Source organism: Xenorhabdus indica (assembly GCF_014467235.1).
GTDB lineage: Bacteria > Pseudomonadota > Gammaproteobacteria > Enterobacterales > Enterobacteriaceae > Xenorhabdus > Xenorhabdus indica.
Genome location: NZ_NKHP01000015.1, coordinates 1 through 20,497 on the forward strand (window position 1 = coordinate 1; position 20,497 = coordinate 20,497).

Below are 20,497 nucleotides of genomic sequence, written 5' to 3' on the forward strand. Positions count from 1 at the left end.
AGTTTGATCAGCCGCTTAGTGCGGCGGCTATCCCCTAAATCAGCATATTGAAAAGTGTCTTTTGCCCATTGCTCAGCATCTGTTGAAAACATCATACGTGACCTCAACGTAGTATTTCTTATTGAGATCAGCCAGGTAGAAAAAGGTTCAAAAAAATCCCTCGATTCAATCGAGGGATTTGTGTAGAAGAGACAGCTTTAAGAGGGCTTTTGCTTATCTTCTCTTTTACAAAAATAAAGAAGCCAATACTTTCAATATTTCTTTAACATCTAATTATTTTGCTAACTTCCTATTTCTCTTTAATCTTTTTTTCTTAAATTGAACTCCTGCCGTTTTTTTCTGATCTTTGCTATACATTTTTTACAACATACCATTTTATGCTATTTAATATTAATTAAATCACAGCCAACCAAAAATTATCATACCATTAAAAACCAATAATATTTATTATTTAAAAAAGTTTATTGTTAGTGGAATATAAAATTTAATCTATCGGCATACCCTTTGCTATTTTACTGTTTGAGATATCTTTCTTACTAAGGAAAGAAACATGAAAAATAAACAAATAACGATTGATAAGGCAAAGGAATTTTTCTGCGATGGGATGACCATTATGGTGGGTGGATTTATGGGTGTGGGCACCCCTCCACGTTTAATGACAGCGCTATTAGAAACCGGTGTAAAAAATCTAACCCTTATTACCAATGATACAGCCTTTGTTGATATCGGTCTGGGGCCATTGATTGTTAATGGCCGAGTAAAAAAATTAATTGCATCCCATATCGGTGCCAATCCAGAAGCTGGCCGTCGCATGATCTCCGGTGAAATGGAAGTACAACTGGTGCCACAAGGTACGCTGGCAGAGCAGATCCGTTGCGCCGGTGCTGGTTTAGGTGGTTTTCTGACACCAACCGGCGTGGGCACCGTAGTGGAAGAAGGCAAAGAGAAAAAAGTCATCAATGGCCGGACATACCTTCTTGAACTGCCGCTGTATGCCGATCTGGCACTGATTCAGGCACACAAAGCAGACACTTTCGGCAACCTGACCTACCACCTCAGCGCACGTAATTTTAACCCACTTATTGCACTGGCCGCAGGTATCACGCTCGCTGAACCGGATGAAATCGTACCGGTTGGTTCACTCGATCCTGACTGCATTGTTACACCGGGTGCTATCATCGACCATCTCATTGTTCAATAAGGATAAAATTCCATGAACGCTAAAGAACTTATCGCCCGCCGCGTAGCCCTTGAATTGAATGATGGAGATATCGTTAATCTTGGTATCGGCCTACCAACTCAGGTAGTGAACTACCTGCCTGAAAGGGTACAGATCACCCTACAGTCTGAAAACGGCTTTCTCGGTCTGGGGTCTGTCACACAGCCGGATAAAGATCTGGTGAACGCTGGAGGACAACTTTGTGGTGTACTACCGGGCGCGTCTATGTTTGATAGTGCGTTCTCCTTTGCTCTGATCCGAGGTGGTCACGTTGATGCTAGTGTGCTAGGCGGATTACAGGTAGACCAGAATGCCAATCTGGCTAACTGGATGATTCCAGGCAAGATGGTGTCGGGCATGGGTGGCGCGATGGATTTGGTGACCGGCGCCCGTAGAGTGATCATTGCAATGGAACATTGTGCAAAAGATGGCTCAGCCAAAATTCTACGTCAATGCACTATGCCGCTGACAGCAGTGAATGCAGTAGATACGCTGGTTACTGAACTTGCGGTATTCCGTTTCGAAAACGGTCAGATGGTGCTATTTGAATACGCACCGGGTGTAAATATTGACACCATCAAGGCGAAAACCGAAGCCAAATTTATCGTTTCTCCACACGTGAAAGTGATGTCTCTTAATGTGACTGAGGATAGCGTATGATAGGCCGCATTTCTCGTGTAATGACACGGTTTGTGAGCCGCTATCTGCCAGATCCGCTGATTTTTGCAATGCTGCTCACCATACTCACATTTATGCTCGCGCTGTCGTTGACATCCAGCACATCAATGGATCTGGTTAAAATGTGGGGAGACGGATTCTGGAACCTACTTGCTTTCGGGATGCAGATGGCGATGATTATCGTCACTGGTCACGCGCTGGCGAGCTCTGGTTCTGTTAAACGTATTCTGAGGCTATCAGCTTCACTGGCAAAAACACCCACACAGGGTGTGATGCTAGTAACCTTCTTCGGCTCCGTGGCTTGTGTCATTAACTGGGGATTCGGGTTAGTTGTAGGAGTTATGTTTGCCCGTGAGGTCGCCCGTAAAGTTCCCGGTTCTGATTACCCGCTTCTGATCGCCTGCGCCTACATCGGCTTCCTGACGTGGGGTGGTGGTTTTTCCGGCTCAATGCCGCTGTTGGCAGCAACGCCTGGCAATCCGGTTGAGCATATATCAGGTCTGATCCCTGTCAGCCAGACTATCTTTACCAGTTACAACATCTTTATCACTCTCAGTCTTATCGCCGTCATGCCGTTTGTTACCCGTATGATGATGCCGAAAAAAGAGGAAATTATGATTATCGACCCGGCTTTGCTGGAAGAAGAGCCGGATTTCCAGAAAAAACTGCCGAAAAACGCTCCTCTATCTGAACGCATGGAAGAAAGCCGTATTATCGCGTGGATCATCGGAATACTAGGATTCACCTACCTCGGTATATACTTTGCCAAGAACGGGTTCAACATTACCATTAACACCGTCAACATGATTTTCCTGCTGACCGGTTTATTACTGCATAAAACCCCAATGGCATATATGCGTGCAGTGAGGGCTGCGGCGAAAAGTACTGCGGGTATTCTGGTGCAGTTCCCCTTCTATGCAGGTATTCAACTGATGATGGAAAGTTCAGGGCTAGGCGGGCTTATCACGGAGTTCTTTATCAACGTCGCGAACAAAGACACTTTCCCAATTATGACCTTCTTCAGTTCCGCACTGATTAACCTTGCGGTGCCATCTGGTGGTGGTCACTGGGTTATTCAAGGGCCGTTCGTCATGTCTGCTGCTGAAGTGTTGGGCGCAGATTTAGGTAAATCAGTTATGGCTATCGCTTATGGTGAGCAGTGGATGAATATGGCACAGCCGTTTTGGGCATTACCGGCGCTGGCTATTGCAGGGCTTGGGGTACGCGATATTATGGGCTACTGCATCACGGCACTCTTTTTTTCCGCTCTGATATTTATTATCGGCCTCCTTCTATTTTAATGATAATAAGAATTAAGGATTTATTATGGAAAATATTGTGATTATCGGCGCTTAATGTGCCGTTATCGACAGTCGACCAATACATCAATAAATGAGAAACATCACCAGTCACAACAGAGTACAACCTTGAATTCAATTATAAATATAATCCAGTTATATCCACTTCATACAAAGACGCTTAGTCTCACCCGATTTTTTCAATTCAGTACCAAATTTTAATGAATCGTAACCTTCATACCAACTGATAATTTCATAGGGGACTGTACCAACTAAGCTACGTATACGTTTACCAAGGTTATATTTTTCATCACCGATTGTTATATGAAGCTCTTTATTTTTAAAGCAATTATCGATATCATTGTAATTTTCTTGACTATTATAAGTAAGAAAAGACAAGTTTCGGCGTAGTAAAGACATTTTGAAGCTCAGGATGTTCATTATTATCAAATTTAACATACTCATTCCATCCAAATATCATAACATAAGCAAATCCTGTGCTATTTTTTATTACATTGAAAGAACCATAATCTGGTACTGTTCCCTTTATTGGAACTTCCATCCTTGGTTTATTCAAGTATCCCCAAGAAATATTATCAACAAAACTATTTATCTTATACACTTTAATTCCTAAAGTAATATCAGCAACCAACATATAATCTGAAAAAGCAATTTTTTGAGCATTAATTTCTGACATAAATTCCTCACTTATGATTATTAAAATTTAAAGTAATTTCATCCTACCGTTAATCCAACAGATAATTTGACTTTACTGATATAAAAAGGCCGCGCGTCTGCGCGACCTAAAAGGTTTAAATTTAATTCAGTTTTTTTACCTGATAAAAATTATCTGTTATCCAGAACAAGGCCAGGCTCTGCGGCAATGTAACCCTGCAACATGCCTTCTTTATATATTCCCAAAATACACTCATAATACATTACACGCATAGTGCCCATAGGAGGCATCATGTTGACTCTGGTCATCAAATAGCAACTTTTCACTTTCTGCATATCCACATCCATTGGATTTCTTACGTCAACAACAGGCATGTATTTTGTGCTGGCAACCATTTTGTGTGGCTCCAGCATTTGAACCATGTCACCCTGCATGACTTTCATCATCGGATCCATTTTCATCATGGAGTCCATTTTCATCATAGAATCCATCTTCATCATGGAGTCCATTTTCATCATCGGATCCATCTTCATCATAGCAACAGAATAGTCAGGATTATTATTTAATGTTATTAAATTCATGCGAATGACATCTCCCACATCGCATTTAACCATTAAATTTCCTGAGCTATCAACAGAAGTCATTGTTTCATCTTCATGGATGTAAGTAACATATTTTTTGAAAACATCCGCAGACCACATTGAAACTGGACTATTAATATCTTTGCTAAGTTTACCAAAATCATTCATAATATCTTCGGTTCTTACACCCATTAATACATCAATCATTTTAGACATTATAGTACCCTCATTTGTTTATGGTATTAGTATGTTTTGCTACGCGACCAACATAGCACTGGGTCTGCGTTTTATTTATAAGCTTCTTACAGAACATATCATAACAAAATAATATAAAAGCCAAGTCTCAAAAAGTGTCCTTATAAAGAATTTTTTTATCACAATAAAGAAATGTTAAATTGTATTTTATATAGATTAATCACCAATAATATGCTGCTTAACTGCTAAACATAATAATTTACTTTACATGTTATAATGATGATTATTTATCAAAACATTTCAAAATAATCATGGTTATAAATTTTTAATTAATTTGTCATCATTAACTCGTTGACATTCCGGATTAAAAAAAACAGATAAAAATAAATTCATCATAGAAATGATAACATAACCTCATTGATAGTTTTTTCGTAAAATAAAACAGAATAATTTTTCTCTTACCCGTTTCCTTTTAATATCTGACCGTCGAAGTTACATAGATATACAATTCTATTCGATGTATAATTACTGATTATCATTCCACCAGCTAAATTAAGCTAAATCTGGAGAAAACATGTTTGGTAAAAGTATCGTGATCAAAAATTATGTCAGCGCTTATCCAAATCCAATTCGCTTACAAGCTGGCGATGTTGTTGTAATCAGTCACAGTGATATAGAGTATCCTTACTGGGTTTGGGCGACAGATACATCAGAAATAAGTGGTTGGGTTCCGCAACAAATCCTCTGTTTCATCCAAACTAATCAAGCGATCTGTACAGAAAACTACATCGCTCACGAATTAACTGTACAAATCGGCGAATGTCTATATTTGGAAAAGTTATTAAACGGTTGGTTTCTGGCACATAAAAGATGTGGTGAAACAGGCTGGATACCGCAAGGTTGCGTGGAATTTTAAAAGAGTATTACTTCCCTATTCCGGTGGAAATTTCAACTTACAGTCATCTTTCTAACCGTAAGTTAACAAGTAAATTAAGTAATTAGTAGAAAGATGAGGGTCTTTTCAGTTAATTTTTCCCCTGCGTCTGTTTCAGTCTCCGCCATAATGTTGTACGGCTAATCCCCAAATACTCTGCTGCTGCCTGACGGTTGCCTGAAAAACGTGCCACGACGTCATGTACTGAAATATCATGCTCTGACAACAATGTTTCCTTAAAGGGGAAAGCGGCTATCTGCGTTTGCAGGTTATTGTTTGTTGGACCAATATCAACCTGACGTTCAGGCGAAAGTGACAGTATTAATGCAGGAGTCAATACCTGCTCAGGATTAGCACTTATGTAGAGAACGATTCTCTCCATCAGGTTACGCAATTCCCTCACATTTCCCGGCCAATGATAAGATTGCAATATCTCATCGCAATGAGAAAGTTCACGTACTCTTGAAGCAGAAACAGGTAAATTGAGTGTCGCAAATGCCCGCCGTAAATATTCCAGCGCCAGCATACTTATATCATTTCCCCGCTCCCGTAATGCTGGAAGATTAATCCGCAATACATTTAAGCGATAAAATAGATCGACACGAAAACGCCCTTCGCGTACCCATTGATCCAAATCACAGTGAGTTGCACAAATGATGCGGACATCAACCGAAATTGGACGATATCCCCCAACTCTGACGACAGATTTCTCTTCCAATACCCTTAATAAACGTGTTTGTAATGGCAATGGCATTTCACCAATTTCATCCAGAAATAAAGTTCCTCTGTGCGCAATCTCAAATAATCCTGCACGCCCACCCCGTCTGGAGCCGGTAAATGCACCTTCTTCGTAGCCAAACAATTCAGCCTCTAATAATGACTCAGCAATCGCCCCACAGTTGACGGCAACAAATGGCCGTGGATGCTTTCCCTTTAACTGACCATAACGCAAGGTATATTCATGATGAATAGCTTGTGCAACTAACTCCTTACCTGTACCACTTTCTCCCTGAATCAATACGGTAGCCGTTGAACGGGCATATAGCATAATTGTGCTGCGTACACGCTCTATTGCAGGGGAATTTCCCCGAATGTCATTGATAGTATGTCTGATCCGCAGTTTATCTTTAGTAGGATAAGGTGAAATCACGGCTTGATTAAGTTTGGCCATTTTAGCCATATCTAAAGCATCATGAAATGCCTGCCGGATAGAAGCAGCAGAATAGACAAACACACCCACCAGCTCAGCTTCATAAGCCAGATCGGTGATCAATCCGGCACCTACAATCACTTTAATTCCAATCGCTTTCAAGGCATTAACCTGTGCTCTGGCATCTTCTTCTGTCGCATAACTACGTTGTTCAATGCGCAGATTAAAACGTTGCTGAAATTCCTCCAAAGCAGGCAAGGTACTCTGATAAGTGATCACCCCAATGCGGGAGCTAATTTGTCGGGCACGAGCCAGTGCCTGCATAAAATCAAACCCACTGGCTTTGGCTATGATCACCGGCACTGATAAGCGGCTTTTTAGGTATGAGCCATTAGAGCCGGCACAAATCACGGCATCACAATGTTCATTTTCCAGACGTTTGCGAATATGTTGCACCGCTTGTTCAAAACCAAGATGGATTGGTGTGATATCAGCCTGATGATTAAACTCTGGTGTGATATCTCGAAAAAGATCAAAAAGGCGGGAGATGGAAACTGTCCAGATAACCGGCTTACTACTATCACGTTCTTCGATTTGTATCGGTATCATATCTTTCCCCTTCTGCGTTTTCTGCCCGTCCTTTCTTTACGATGTTTCATTTCCCCATAATGAAACAAAATTGAAACATCATCAGGTTCATTTTAAAACAAGTATATACTATACCTCATAGAAACTCAGAAACCACAACATAGGAAATACCAATTAATATATTGATTGTAAATATAAAATAAAAACCCACTCATTATCTGTCTCAATTACCCCCCCCATTTTTACTTTTTGGCACAAACTTTGCTTTGCTAACAATTTAATACAAATTAGTTTCATTTTTATAATAATGGGGTTATACATGGGATTTTATTCTGCTGGTTTGACTTTTCGTCAGGCAATAAAAGAAGAATCTCCGTTACAGGTGGTAGGAACCATCAATGCGAATCATGCATTGCTGGCAAAACGAGCAGGCTATAAAGCTATCTACCTTTCCGGTGGCGGCGTATCAGCCGGTTCATTAGGTCTGCCGGATCTTGGCATCTCAACACTGGATGATGTGCTGACCGATACCCGGCGCATCACCGATGTATGTGATTTACCACTGCTGGTAGATGCAGATATCGGATTTGGCTCATCAGCATTCAATGTTGCCCGTACAGTTCGGTCTATTATTAAAGCAGGCGCTGCCGGACTACATATTGAAGATCAGGTCGGTGCAAAACGTTGTGGTCATCGGCCAAACAAAGAAATTGTCTCAAAAAATGAGATGGTAGACCGTATCAAAGCCGCCGTTGACGCCCGTAGCGACGAACATTTTGTCATTATGGCTCGTACCGATGCATTGGCAGTAGAAGGATTGAGTGCTGCCCTTGATAGAGCCGAAGCCTATATTGAAGCAGGAGCAGATATGCTGTTTCCGGAAGCAATGACTGAGCTACAAATGTATAAAACGTTTGCTGCAATAACTCAGGTTCCAGTACTGGCAAACATTACTGAATTCGGCGCCACTCCACTCTTTACTCTCGAAGAGTTAAGAAGCGTGGATGTCTCTATCGCCCTCTATCCCCTGTCAGCTTTTCGCGCCATGAACAAGGCCGCAGAACAGGTCTATACCACACTCCGTCGTGATGGCACTCAAAAAAATGTGCTCGGTATGATGCAAACCCGTAATGAACTGTATGAAAGCATCAACTATTACGATTTTGAACAGAAACTGGATGCCCTGTTTTCCCAGAAAAATAACAGAGGTGATACACATGAATGAACAAAATACAAAGATTGAAGCTACCCCATTTAAACCGAAAAAATCTGTTGCCTTATCGGGTATTACTGCGGGTAATACCGCACTTTGTACTGTTGGAAAAAATGGTAAGGAGTTACATTACCGGGGTTATGATATTTTCGATTTAGCAGCCCATTGTGAATTTGAAGAAGTTGCCTACCTGTTAATCCATGAAAAACTCCCTTCCCGTGCGGAGTTGGCCGCTTATAAAACCAAACTGAAAGCATTGCGCGGTTTGCCAAGCAGTGTTAAGGCTGCGCTGGAAGCCCTGCCCGCAGTCGCCCATCCAATGGATGTCATGCGTACGGGTGTCTCCGTTCTTGGTTGCACTCTACCGGAAAAAGAAGATCATAATCTCCCAGGTGCCCGTGATATTGCTGATCGTTTACTTGCTTCCCTCAGCTCCATACTGCTTTATTGGTATCACTATAGTTATAACGGACGCCGTATTGATGTTGAAACTGATGATGATTCTATCGGCGGCCATTTCCTTCATCTTTTGCATGGCAAAAAATCCCCCCCATCTTGGGAAAAGGCGATGCATACTTCTCTGATCTTGTATGCAGAACATGAATTCAATGCTTCTACTTTTACCAGCCGCGTGATTGCCGGTACAGCCTCAGATATGTACTCCGCCATTATTGGAGGCATCGGTGCCCTGCGAGGGCCAAAACATGGCGGTGCCAATGAAGTTTCATTCGAAATTCAGCAGCGTTATGACACACCAGATGAAGCAGAAGCCGATATTCTCAAGCGATTAGAAAAAAAGGAAGTGATCATTGGCTTTGGACATCCGGTTTATACCGTTTCTGATCCACGCCATAAAGTGATTAAAGATATAGCCCTGACCCTGTCCAAAGAAACAGGCACACTTCAAATGTTTCATATTGCGGATAGAATTGAATCTGTGATGTGGGATAAGAAAAAAATGTTCCCAAACCTTGACTGGTTTGCAGCCGTATCGTATCACATGATGAGCGTTCCCACCGCTATGTTTACTCCACTGTTTGTTATTGCCCGTACTTCCGGTTGGGCTGCACACATTATTGAGCAGCGTGTTGATAACAAAATTATTCGCCCTTCTGCCAATTATACCGGCCCGGAAAATTTGTTCTTTGTTCCAATTGAACAGCGCTGACACTGACTGATAATTACCTTTTAAATAGTACTAATTCATACCTTACATGCAATTTTTCGAAAAGGATTGATTATGTCTACCTCTATTCCTGCTTCTACACTAACTCCCGTTGTTAATGATCGTCCCGAATATGATCAGGTGATTGTAGATATCGTGGATTATGTCATGGATTACACCATCGTCTCCCCTATTGCCTATGTCACAGCCCAACACACATTTTTAGATGCATTAGGCTGTGGGTTAGAGGCATTGGAGTATCCCGCCTGTACCAAATTATTGGGGCCGATTGTGCCGGGTACAGTTGTCCCCAATGGTGCACGAGTGCCGGGTACTCAGTTCGAGCTTGATCCGGTACAGGCTGCGTTCAATATAGGTACTCTTATCCGCTGGCTGGATTTCAACGATACCTGGCTGGCTGCTGAATGGGGACATCCGTCTGACAATATCGGCGGAATACTTGCTGTCGCTGACTGGCAGTCAAGAAATGCTGTAGCCCGTGGGGAACAACCACTCACTATGTGGGATGTATTTTCCGCCATGATTAAGGCATACGAGATCCAGGGTTGCTTAGCACTGGAAAATGCTTTCAATAAAGTCGGGCTGGATCATGTCGTTCTGGTCAAAATTGCTTCAACCGCAGTGATTGCTCAAATGTTAGGGCTGGATCGTGAACAGATATTAAGTGCCGTTTCACTCGCTTGGGTAGACGGTCAATCCTTAAGAACTTATCGTCATGCTCCCAATACAGGTTCCCGCAAATCCTGGGCAGCGGGAGACGCGACTTCCCGTGCTGTGCGTCTGGCCCTGATGGCACAAAAAGGTGAAATGGGTTATCCCTCTGTATTAACAGCTAAAACCTGGGGATTTTATGATGTCTTGTTCAACAGCGAGCCATTTCAATTTCAACGCCCCTATGGCAGCTATGTGATGGAAAATATACTGTTCAAGGTTTCTTTCCCCGCTGAGTTTCATGCACAAACTGCGGTTGAAGCCGCCATGCAGTTGCATAATCAGTTGAAAAAATTCGGTAAAAATATCGAAGATATCGCCAAAATCACTATCCGTACTCATCAGGCTTGTATCCGTATTATCGATAAACAAGGCCCGTTACATAATCCGGCCGACAGAGATCACTGCATTCAGTATATGGTTGCGATTCCATTGCTGTTTGGTCGTCTCACCGCTACGGATTATGAAGATGATGTCGCTAAAGATCCGCGTATTGATGCCTTACGGGGAAAAATAGTCTGTGTTGAAGATCCTGATTTTACGAAAGATTATCATGACCCGGAAAAACGCTCGATTGCCAATGCCCTGACTATCTCCTTCAACGATAACAGCCAGTTTGATGAAGTCATAATCGAGTTTCCAATTGGGCACAGACGACGGCGTGCCGATGGTATCCCCACTCTGCTGGAAAAATTTAAAACCAATCTGGCCCGACGCTTCTCAGCAAAGCAACAACAAAAAATACTGTCAGCATCCCTTGAACTGAACGATATCAAAGACACCCCGGTAAACGAATATCTTGATTTGTACGTTGTTTAATCTGCCTATTTTCAGCGGTTCTTATTTCAGGAACCGCTATCCTTACGTTATGTTAGGAAAATACTGCGTTAGGAGAAATTATGTCATTCAAAGATTTTTACCAACGTTCGATTAATGAACCCAACGCCTTCTGGGTAGAACAAGCCAAACGAATTCATTGGCAGCACCCTTTTGCACAAGTTCTGGATCACAGTAATCCGCCTTTTGCCCGCTGGTTTTGCGGTGGAAAGACCAACTTATGTTACAACGCATTGGATCGCTGGTTGGAAAGACAACCTGATGCTAAGGCACTGATTGCGATTTCAACAGAAACGAATACTGAACAAGTCTTCACTTACCAGGAGTTATATCAGGAAGTTAACCGGGCCTCCGCTATCATGCTTTCTCTCGGTGTCAAAAAAGGCGATCGTGTTGTGATATATATGCCGATGGTGGCAGAAGCCTTATTTATCTTACTTGCCTGCGCCCGTATCGGTGCTATCCACTCTGTGGTTTTTGGCGGTTTTGCTGCCCATAGCCTCGCTACCCGATTAGATAATGCTGAGCCAGTACTAGTCGTTTCTGCTGATGCAGGCTCTCGTGGAGGAAAAATCATTCCCTACAAGCCATTGCTGGATGAAGCCATTGAATTAGCAGTACACACACCACGTCATGTATTGATGGTCAACCGTGGCCTGGCAGAGATAAATTGGGTCAGAAACCGGGATGTGGATTTTGCCACCTTGCGACAATCCTATCTGGATGCAAAGGTTCCGGTAACATGGCTGGAATCCAATGAAGTTTCTTGTGTTCTCTATACATCAGGAACAACAGGAACACCCAAAGGTGTACAACGTGACGTTGGTGGTTATGCAGTAGCACTGGCAACATCAATGGAGATTATTTTTGGCGGTAAAGCTGGCGGTGTATTCTTTTGTACATCAGACATCGGTTGGATCGTCGGGCATTCCTATATTGTGTACGCTCCGCTGATCGCGGGTATGGCAACTATTATGTATGAAGGTTTGCCCATCCGGCCAGATGCCAGTATTTGGTGGCAAATTGTGGAAAAATATCGGGTCAACAGGATGTTTTCCGCACCAACGGCCATTCGAGTTCTGAAGAAATATCCTACAGATAATCTCTCTCAATACGATATTTCTTCTCTTGAAACACTCTATCTGGCAGGTGAACCACTTGATGAGCATACTGCACGTTGGGTGACTGAAACCATTAACGTACCTGTGATTGACAATTACTGGCAAACAGAAACGGGCTGGCCAATTATGGCGATAGCACGAGCACTGGATGATAGACCAAGTCGTTTTGGCAGTACGGGATTCCCGATGTATGGTTTTAACGTCAAATTGATTAATGAACTGACCGGACAGGAGTGTGATGACAACGAAAAAGGCATGTTGGTCGTCAAAGGCCCTTTGCCTCCCGGATGTATCCAAACTATTTATGGTGATAATAACCGTTTTGTGAATACTTACTGGAAGCATTTTGATCAGCAAGTTTACTCCACTTTCGATTGGGGGATCCGTGATCGTGATGGTTACTACTTTATTTTGGGACGTTCAGATGACGTGATTAATGTTTCGGGGCATCGTCTGGGCACCCGGGAAATCGAAGAGTGTATCGCCAGCCATGAAGATGTTGCTGAAGTCGCGGTTATCGGTATCAAAGATGATGTAAAAGGACAGGCCGCAGTTTCCTTTGTCGTCCTCAAAGAAGGACGTGAAATTCAGAGTGCGGACCATTTTGCCACTTTGGAAAAATCACTGATGAGTCTGGTCGATAAGAAAATTGGCAGTGTTGGACGTCCGGCACGTATCTATTTTGTCACGCAATTGCCAAAAACACGTTCTGGGAAAATGTTACGCCGTACCATGCAGGCCATTTGTGAAGGTCGTGAACCCAGTGATATTGCTTTAATTGAAAATCCTGCTTCATTGGACGTAATACGAGATGCGGTGTCTCATTAAAAATGAGATTAATAAAAGTGAAATTCATTCCAATAACCAACTTATTTTGTGGCAGGAAGCGAGATATTTACCTCTTTTCTGTCACAAATAATAAGGCTGATATTTTTTAGTTAAAACACTATAAGAGATAAAAATCCCCCATAATAAATATACACGATATTTTCAAAATCACTTCCTTTGTTGGTTACTTTCATTTATCTCTTTCATAAAAATCGATATTCATTGAATATATCATATATATTATGATATATTTTATGAATTTTAAAACTAAATATGTAGAACAGCATGAGTAAAATCATTATCAATGGCATTTCAGATAAAAATTTCATAGAAAAATATGCTTACGATTTTCAATATATAATAAATAGAAAAACAGATCTCGACAGCCTCTCAGAAAGATATTATCGTAAAGGAAAATCTTGTTGGGTCATGCAAACTTTAATTAACCTTAATTATTATTATGGAGATTGTCTAGACATTAGATTAACCAATAAAGCCCAAGATAATGCCATTAATATATTACACTATGATAACTTTAGTTCTAAGACTAAACCATGGAGAGGAAATACTATAGTTTGCCAGGCTGATCGTCCATCCGTTCACGGTGCTGATTATGTGATTGTGCAAAATCCCCTACAGGCTAAGAATGGAAAAATTTTCATCCCTCATTGGCCTCAGCCAGGATTAAAACCAAGGGCAAAAAATAATGGTGAAATAAAAACTATTGGTTTTTTTGGACATGAAGATGCATTACCCGATTTCTTTTCAGACAAAACATTAGAAAATGAGCTAAATTCAAGGGAAATTACTTTTATAAAATCGAACAAAGATTGGACTGATTATAGCAATATAGATATTGCTATAAGTTTTAGACGCGATTATACAAATATCATAAGAAAACCAGCCAGTAAACTCATCAATGCATGGAATGCAGGTTGCCCTGTTATTTGCGATGATGAACCCTCAATGAGAGCAATAAGGTTAAGTGAGTTAGATTATTTGATAGCAAAAACTCCAACAGAATTTATAGATGCAGTGGATAAATTAAGAAATCAGTCAAATTTATATTTATCGATGGTATCAAATGGAAAAAAAAGATTTGAAGAATATAACCGAGAATCTACTGCTCAAAAATGGTTTCGTTTAATACAAGAAGTTTATAACAACAATCAAAATTCCAAAAAAGCTTCTCGATTCATTAAGTTTTACTTTCACAAATTAATATCACGTTAAAACAAATAAATCAGAATAGGCTATTTGAAACTTTAACGATAAAAATGAATAAAAAAAGAGGGTTACCATATAACCATAGTTGAGGTTACCTTTATTCTTCTCATTTTAGCTTTTGTTTAATCGATGTTTAGCAGTACAGTATTACTATGCTCTTGTACTACATTTTCCCAGCTACTTTTACCCATTCCTGCTCCGTGCCAATGCGGAGCTTTTTTTTGATTCGCATCACGTTTAAGCCTGTCATCCTGGCATGCAAGCGCGGATCATTGATATGGCGATGAATAACGTCGGTGTCAGAGATACCGCTCGCGTCCTGAAGGTCGGCATTAACACGGTCATTCGCACACTAAAAACCTCACTCCCAGACAGATAACCACACTGCCTCTGGCAGGAAGTGATATCCAGATTATCTGTGAACTAGACGAACAATGGTCATTTGTCGGTAACAAGAAAAACCAACGCTGGCTCTGAATAGGAACATTCATTGAACGTGAATACTACTTTCTCTAAACGATCTAACCATTGGGTTCATGACCTTTTAAAGTTAATTTAAATTGAACTAATGATAAATTACTTAGTTATTAGTTGAAACATATTACTCACAAATAAATTAGCATTAACCTATAACTAATAAATATATAATGAAATGCAAATACCATTTGCAAAATTAATTCACCACCATAAAAGATTGAGAAATATGTGATAACGCTTAAATTATTTCACAATTAAAACCAACAACAATTTAAAGAAAATTTAACAGCATATGCGCCAACATATTTGTCAGAAATTCCATACAATAATGATGGAAAAAAATTAATATCAAAACTACATCGCGTAATTTTATCTGTTTTACTTTCTTCTCCATTGTCATTAGAGATAACACTAAAACAAAATATATAGAGATAATGCTGTTTCATTCGCTACAGTTGTCTCTAAAAGAGTCCTGATAAACTGGCTCAGGCTACAGAGATTTAATTAAAATCAAATCACTCATGCCTATAATATAATCAAAATTAAGTCACTTAGCAGTGCTTGACACCATAAAATTGCTATGTTATCTATATATCCATCAGTCACATAAACACATGTTTTTTATATTAAGTCATAATCATAAAAAAATGATTATCTAGTTACTTATTATTAAAATATTAGCACCTCAATTATCCGAGGTGTTTGTAAGGATATTATAGAGAGAAAATAAACTTGATAATTTAATTAAAGCAGTCAAAAAACCGTAACAGCGGAAATCAACGCTGCAATTTATATTAGTCTTTATTTCAATAAACGCCAACATAATGGGAAAGTACAATGGTTGAAAATACAATGGTTATAAAATCCATAACAACTTCGAGTGTAATACAATTAACGCCTGATGCTAGAGGTGAAGGTTATCCATCCGCTGAAAAACAAATAGCGGGAGATATAATACGTATACTAAACTTTAAGCAAACAGATGAAGGTCATACAGCAGCATATGGAATTGAATATCGAGCTAAAAAAGTAATATTAGCTTACGCTTTAGCGGTAAGTGGTATTCATAATGTCTCTCAACTTCCAGATGACTATTATAAGAATAAGGATACCGCGGATAGCATTTATCAAGAATACATGTCTAATCTTTCATCTGCACTATTGGGTGAGAATGGTGATCAAATTTCTAAAGATATGGCAAATGGATTTCTCCAGAACGAACTGGATTTTGAAGGTGAATATCCTGAAAATACCTGGGATGTTCCTGGTCTTGAAAATAAGCCATTGAAAGATTATTTAGATGAAGATAAATTATTAGCGCTCTATTTCTTTGCTTCACAAGAAATCCCTCTGGAGGAAAATCAACAATCAAACGCGGCAAGATTTTTTAAATTAATTGATTTTTTATTTATCTTATCTGCTGCGACATCACTAGGAAAAAGGATTTTTTCAAGAAGTTTTTACAACGGACTAGAAACTAAATCATTAGAGAATTATATTGGGAGAAAAAAACTTTCTCAGCCTTTCTTTCGACCACCTCAGAAGCTACCTGATGGCAGAATAGGTTATCTGGCCGGTCCAACAAAAGGGCCTAAATTGGGTCCAGTAGCGTCGTCCACAACAGCACCGTCTAAATGGAAAGTTAGTTTGCAAAAACTTAGAGATAACAAATCCAAAAATGGATTTGCTAATATGGACGATGCTGCAAAGCAAAAATATAGCTCATTTATAAAAGAGGTACAAAAGGGTAATGATCCAATCACAGCAGCAAGAAATATTGGTACAGAAAGCGGCAGTAACTTCGAAAAATTGCAAGGTAGAGATTTATCTAGTATAAGGCTAAGCCAAAAACACAGGGTAACATTCATCAAAAATGACACTGACAAAATAATCGAGATTCAAAGTGTTGGTACTCATTATAAAAATTTGTAGCCTGATTTATAGATGGTGATAAGAGAATACCTTTCCTCAAAGGTGACCGTCTAGGCGGTCACCAAATTCGCTAATAAAACAGCTTATTACCATTCGCCAGTTCAGTAGTGATATATCTATTTCTTAGCCACAACAGATTCTCCACTCAGGAATAAATCTGTCAGATTTTCATGATCTTTCTGCCTTTTCTTTCCACAATTCTGTACTACGCATAATCTGGCTAAAACTACGCCAATCTTTAACCGACATACTATCCGATGCCACCCATAATCGAATATTAGGCCGATGGCGAAAACTTTCCGCTTGCTCAAAGGTACGTAAGGTGAGCATTATCCCATAACGGCTAAGCCACGGTGGTTGAGTCATTTTCCATCTTTCTTTCTGCCAGTATACCTTATTGCCACAAAACAGTATTAGTTTCCCCTGACACTGCATGATATTTCTCAGGCTCCTTATCCAACTCGCTACGATGGAGATAATGATCAACGGCAGAAGCCAGACATAAAAACTATTGGCAAACCACGGTGTTAATAGAGCAACCAGAAGAATAATTCCATGCACGCCAGAGGAAAACAGGCGGGTTCGGAGAGATACTCTCAGTTCACTGTGCCACAGGACCACGAGCTTGGTTTCTGCGTTGAATCAATTGCACCATGTTGAAAAGCGCCTCATCTTCCGGGCGGCCATGATTCATCAGCCAATTGAAAAGATCAGGATCTGGACATTCCAGCAAACGAACAAAAATGCGTTTTTCATCATCATTCAACGAGTCATATTCATATTCAAAAAATGGCATAATAGAAATATCCAGTTCACGCATCCCACGACGACATGCCCAGTGAATACGCGCTTTATTGTCAATATCCATGTTTAAAAAGCCTCTTGATTATTTTCATTCGTGCCATAGGGACGGCAATACCTATCATTGTAAAAACGTTATCACTGTAAAAACTTGTTACAGTAAGAACCTGTAATTATCTATGATTCTGGGCTGTTTTTCATCGTTGGTAACGATTGAACTGTTGGTATCTCTACAATATGCGAAAAGTATCGCAATAAAAGGTATCACACCAATCTGCCAATAAACCTTCAACCAGCAAATAACAAAAATAACTCCTTTGCATTGAGCTTCATCTCTTTTACCATTAACGTTATTTCTCAGATAGTTTATGGCAGGAGCTGTTATGGCTTACCAAATTCCGTTTTCTGCACAATCTCCATTATCTTCCACAACACTTCCACTGACATTAATTTCCCTTGATGATTGGGCAATGGCCACCGCAACCGGGACTGATACAGAAAAATATCTGCAAGGTCAGGTGACCGCAGATATTAACTCCCTGGCTGCAAATCAACATGTACTATGTGCTCATTGTGATGCTAAAGGAAAGATGTGGAGCAATCTGCGGCTGTTTCATCGTGGAGAAGGTTTTGCCTATATTGAACGCCGCTCAGTATTGGATACGCAACTGGCTGAATTGAAAAAGTATGCTGTATTCTCCAAAGTGTCCTTTATCAAAGACGAAAAAAATATCTTGCTTGGTATCGCCGGAGTGGGAAGCCGGGAAGCACTGGCAACACTTTTTCCCATTTTACCTGATGCAGAAGCAACCGTTATCCAACATGAAACAACAACTATTCTTCATTTCTCTCTCCCTACAGAACGTTTTCTTTTAGTTACAGATAACACGACTGCAACCAAATTAGCCAAAGTGTTAGTTGAAAAATTTCAGGCACAATTGAACGATAGCCAGCAGTGGCTGGCGTTGGAGATTGAAGCAGGATTCCCCGTAATTGATGAAGCAAGCAGCGCACAATTTATTCCACAGGCTACTAATCTTCAGGCCATCAAAGACAGTATCAGTTTCAAAAAAGGCTGCTATGCCGGTCAGGAAATAGTAGCACGTGCTAAATATCGTGGTGCTAATAAGCGGGCAATGTATTGGCTGGCAGGTAGCGCCTCTTCTCTTCCTGTGGCAGGTGATGAACTGGAATGGCAGTTAGGCGATAAATGGCGTCGGACTGGCTCAGTTCTCGCTGCGGTCAAATTGGCTGATGACTCCGTTTGGGTACAGATCGTTATGAGCAATGATATGGAAACAGATAATGTATTCCGTATTCGCAACGATGAAGGGCATTCTCTCTCTATTCAGGCACTACCTTATTCATTGGAAGAAAAATAATATTTGAGGTTTAGTTTCTTATGTCATCGACTGTATCTCCTGTTAATTTCGGCCCGTTTACCGATGTTATCTCCTTTATCATGGAGCTGGATAAATTAAAATATGTTCACCGTAAAACGAAAATTCTGAACAATCAGCGCAATGAAAATTCTGCGGAACATAGCTGGCACTTTGCTCTTGCAGTTATCAGTTTTGCTCCTTATGCCGGAGAGGTAAACATCAGCCGTGTTATACAGATGGCATTGATTCACGATATTGTGGAAATCGATGCCGGGGATGTTATCGCGTTTGATTTAGCTGCTCGTGAAGCTATTCATGAACAAGAAGTGCAAGCTGCCAAACGTATTTTCGGCTTGTTGCCAGAAACGCAGAGAGATTATTTTCTCGCCCTTTGGTACGAGTATGAAGACGGAGAAACACCTGAAGCACGTTTTGCCAAAATGCTCGACAGGGTTATGCCAGTATTTATGAACTTGCATAATAATGGGCAGAGTTGGGTAGAAAATGGTATTCGTTTTGAACAAGTCTTTAACTTGCTCCAGTTTATTTCTGAAAGTTACCCTGAATTTTGGAAATATTTGCTACCACAACTGGAAGCAGCAAGAGAAAAAGGTTGGTTAAAAGTGTAATTTTCTATTCCCAATTAAAAGCGTTCAGTTTATCGTCACGACTTAAAAACCGTCGTGACGATTATATCAATCAATTTAACTTCATATATTGGTTAGCCAATTTATCGAGAAAAACAAATAAATTATTATTCATCTCACTATAATCATGGGAACGTAATATTTCCGGTGTTTGAACAAAAGTATACTTATCCGCTTTACTAAGGTCTTTTTCTGAATTTTGGATAAGCAATTCAACTACCTCTGTAGTCAGTTCCATATGACACTGGAAAGCATAAACCAAACTTTGGTATTCAATAATCTGTCTGGGGCAACCTTCACTATAAGCAATAATTTTTGCATCCTGAGTCAAACCCGGCATATCGTTATGCCAATGCCCAACTTCAAGAAGTTCACCGAAATGAATAAATTTATCATTTTTTAAACCCTCAGCAGTAAGCATAATTGGATACTTTCCTATTTCTTTCTCAGGACTATGCTCAAAAGCAGCCCCTAATGCTTCTCCAATTAACTGTGCACCAAGACAGACACCCATAACGACCTTATCTGATGCAATCGCTTTTACAATAAGTTGCTTTTCCGCTGCTGCATCAAAATGCGCACAGTCAGTCGTTGTGGTTGCAGGGCTTTGAGGCCCTCCCATTACTATCAGAAAATCAATACCCTCAACTGAATCTGGTAATTTATCGCCGAGATAAACCCGTGAAAATGTAGTCTGATATCCTCTTGCGTTAGCCCAATCTTCATATGCCCCAGGTGCTTCAAAATATTCATGTACCACAAAATGGATTCTTATCACTTTATCACCTTAGAAAAGGATTGAATTATTCCAACGGA

At 40.4% G+C, this 20,497-nt stretch carries 20 protein-coding genes and 1 pseudogene; 13 read left to right on the top strand and 8 right to left on the bottom strand.

Going from position 1 to position 20,497, the window contains the following annotated elements; all coding sequences use genetic code 11:
• On the bottom strand, positions 1 to 95 hold a 95-nt coding region (locus Xind_RS12400; protein ID WP_420856071.1), incomplete at its 3' end, for a transposase DNA-binding-containing protein.
• Between the two features lie 455 nt (positions 96 to 550).
• Here Xind_RS12400 and atoD point away from each other — a divergent pair.
• From atoD to Xind_RS12415, 3 genes are read left to right on the top strand one after another with little or no spacing between them, the layout of a single operon-like run.
• On the top strand, positions 551 to 1,201 hold the full coding sequence (atoD, locus tag Xind_RS12405; RefSeq protein ID WP_187650145.1) for an acetate CoA-transferase subunit alpha: 651 nt from the start codon (positions 551 to 553) through the stop codon (positions 1,199 to 1,201).
• 12 nt (positions 1,202 to 1,213) lie between these two features.
• Positions 1,214 to 1,879, top strand: coding sequence for a 3-oxoacid CoA-transferase subunit B (locus tag Xind_RS12410; protein ID WP_187650146.1), 666 nt, complete (start codon positions 1,214 to 1,216; stop codon positions 1,877 to 1,879).
• Positions 1,876 to 3,198: a TIGR00366 family protein gene (locus tag Xind_RS12415; RefSeq protein WP_187650147.1), complete on the top strand. Its 1,323-nt coding sequence runs from the start codon at positions 1,876 to 1,878 to the stop codon at positions 3,196 to 3,198. The genes Xind_RS12410 and Xind_RS12415 overlap by 4 nt, the downstream gene beginning before the upstream one ends.
• A gap of 153 nt (positions 3,199 to 3,351) precedes the next feature.
• Here the strand turns inward: Xind_RS12415 and Xind_RS12420 are convergent, their stop codons facing one another.
• From Xind_RS12420 to Xind_RS12430, 3 genes are all read right to left on the bottom strand, one after another.
• On the bottom strand, positions 3,352 to 3,615 hold the full coding sequence (locus Xind_RS12420; protein WP_187650148.1) for a DUF7823 domain-containing protein: 264 nt from the start codon (positions 3,613 to 3,615) through the stop codon (positions 3,352 to 3,354).
• Complete coding sequence (locus Xind_RS12425; RefSeq protein WP_187650149.1) at positions 3,575 to 3,892, bottom strand: hypothetical protein; 318 nt, start codon at positions 3,890 to 3,892, stop codon at positions 3,575 to 3,577. The genes Xind_RS12420 and Xind_RS12425 overlap by 41 nt, the downstream gene beginning before the upstream one ends.
• 149 nt (positions 3,893 to 4,041) lie before the next feature.
• On the bottom strand, positions 4,042 to 4,668 hold the full coding sequence (locus Xind_RS12430) for an AidA/PixA family protein (protein WP_187650150.1): 627 nt from the start codon (positions 4,666 to 4,668) through the stop codon (positions 4,042 to 4,044).
• Positions 4,669 to 5,221: 553 nt separating this feature from the next.
• On the opposite strand from Xind_RS12430, the gene Xind_RS12435 reads away from it, so the two are divergent.
• Positions 5,222 to 5,563 carry an SH3 domain-containing protein gene (locus Xind_RS12435; protein ID WP_047681899.1) on the top strand — a complete coding sequence of 114 codons (342 nt, stop codon included), beginning with the start codon at positions 5,222 to 5,224 and terminating at the stop codon, positions 5,561 to 5,563.
• 109 nt (positions 5,564 to 5,672) lie between these two features.
• Here the strand turns inward: Xind_RS12435 and prpR are convergent, their stop codons facing one another.
• A complete protein-coding gene (prpR, locus tag Xind_RS12440; protein ID WP_187650151.1) occupies positions 5,673 to 7,340 on the bottom strand; it encodes a propionate catabolism operon regulatory protein PrpR in 1,668 nt (555 codons plus the stop codon).
• A gap of 298 nt (positions 7,341 to 7,638) precedes the next feature.
• Between prpR and prpB the strand changes: the two genes are divergently transcribed.
• The 7 genes and pseudogenes from prpB (at position 7,639) to Xind_RS12480 (ending at position 16,851) form a co-directional block, all read left to right on the top strand.
• Positions 7,639 to 8,544 carry a methylisocitrate lyase gene (gene prpB / locus Xind_RS12445; protein WP_047681897.1) on the top strand — a complete coding sequence of 302 codons (906 nt, stop codon included), beginning with the start codon at positions 7,639 to 7,641 and terminating at the stop codon, positions 8,542 to 8,544.
• Complete coding sequence (prpC, locus tag Xind_RS12450) at positions 8,537 to 9,700, top strand: bifunctional 2-methylcitrate synthase/citrate synthase (RefSeq protein ID WP_187650152.1); 1,164 nt, start codon at positions 8,537 to 8,539, stop codon at positions 9,698 to 9,700. Before prpB ends, prpC begins: the two co-directional genes overlap by 8 nt.
• Positions 9,701 to 9,772: 72 nt before the next feature.
• Entirely contained in the window at positions 9,773 to 11,248 is a 1,476-nt protein-coding gene (locus tag Xind_RS12455) for a bifunctional 2-methylcitrate dehydratase/aconitate hydratase (protein ID WP_047681892.1), read from the top strand.
• 80 nt (positions 11,249 to 11,328) lie between these two features.
• Positions 11,329 to 13,215 carry a propionate--CoA ligase gene (locus Xind_RS12460; RefSeq protein WP_047681890.1) on the top strand — a complete coding sequence of 629 codons (1,887 nt, stop codon included), beginning with the start codon at positions 11,329 to 11,331 and terminating at the stop codon, positions 13,213 to 13,215.
• Between the two features lie 285 nt (positions 13,216 to 13,500).
• Positions 13,501 to 14,448: a glycosyltransferase gene (locus tag Xind_RS12465; protein WP_047681886.1), complete on the top strand. Its 948-nt coding sequence runs from the start codon at positions 13,501 to 13,503 to the stop codon at positions 14,446 to 14,448.
• Positions 14,449 to 14,683: 235 nt separating this feature from the next.
• Positions 14,684 to 14,916 (top strand): annotated as a pseudogene (locus tag Xind_RS21695) (IS1 family transposase); the annotation flags it as partial.
• 840 nt (positions 14,917 to 15,756) lie between these two features.
• Positions 15,757 to 16,851: a Txp40, insecticidal toxin (previously name A24tox) gene (locus Xind_RS12480; protein WP_246432536.1), complete on the top strand. Its 1,095-nt coding sequence runs from the start codon at positions 15,757 to 15,759 to the stop codon at positions 16,849 to 16,851.
• A 168-nt stretch (positions 16,852 to 17,019) separates the two neighbouring features.
• Here the strand turns inward: Xind_RS12480 and Xind_RS12485 are convergent, their stop codons facing one another.
• Together Xind_RS12485 and sdhE are read right to left on the bottom strand one after the other, a co-directional pair.
• The gene (locus Xind_RS12485) at positions 17,020 to 17,472 is read right to left on the bottom strand and encodes a protein YgfX (RefSeq protein WP_338114354.1); all 453 of its coding nucleotides are present in this window, start codon (positions 17,470 to 17,472) and stop codon (positions 17,020 to 17,022) included.
• Positions 17,453 to 17,719 carry an FAD assembly factor SdhE gene (gene sdhE, locus Xind_RS12490; protein ID WP_187650153.1) on the bottom strand — a complete coding sequence of 89 codons (267 nt, stop codon included), beginning with the start codon at positions 17,717 to 17,719 and terminating at the stop codon, positions 17,453 to 17,455. Before sdhE ends, Xind_RS12485 begins: the two co-directional genes overlap by 20 nt.
• A 316-nt stretch (positions 17,720 to 18,035) precedes the next feature.
• Between sdhE and ygfZ the strand changes: the two genes are divergently transcribed.
• Together ygfZ and Xind_RS12500 are read left to right on the top strand one after the other, a co-directional pair.
• Positions 18,036 to 19,034 (top strand): tRNA-modifying protein YgfZ, encoded by a 999-nt coding sequence (gene ygfZ / locus Xind_RS12495; RefSeq protein WP_187650154.1) that lies wholly within the window; start codon positions 18,036 to 18,038, stop codon positions 19,032 to 19,034.
• 20 nt (positions 19,035 to 19,054) lie between these two features.
• Positions 19,055 to 19,663, top strand: a complete 609-nt coding sequence (locus Xind_RS12500) for an HD domain-containing protein (protein ID WP_047681873.1) — start codon at positions 19,055 to 19,057, stop codon at positions 19,661 to 19,663.
• Between the two features lie 70 nt (positions 19,664 to 19,733).
• On the opposite strand, the gene Xind_RS12505 is transcribed toward Xind_RS12500, so the two are convergent.
• Positions 19,734 to 20,456, bottom strand: coding sequence for a glutamine amidotransferase-related protein (locus Xind_RS12505; RefSeq protein ID WP_187650189.1), 723 nt, complete (start codon positions 20,454 to 20,456; stop codon positions 19,734 to 19,736).
• Positions 20,457 to 20,497: the final 41 nt, after the last annotated feature.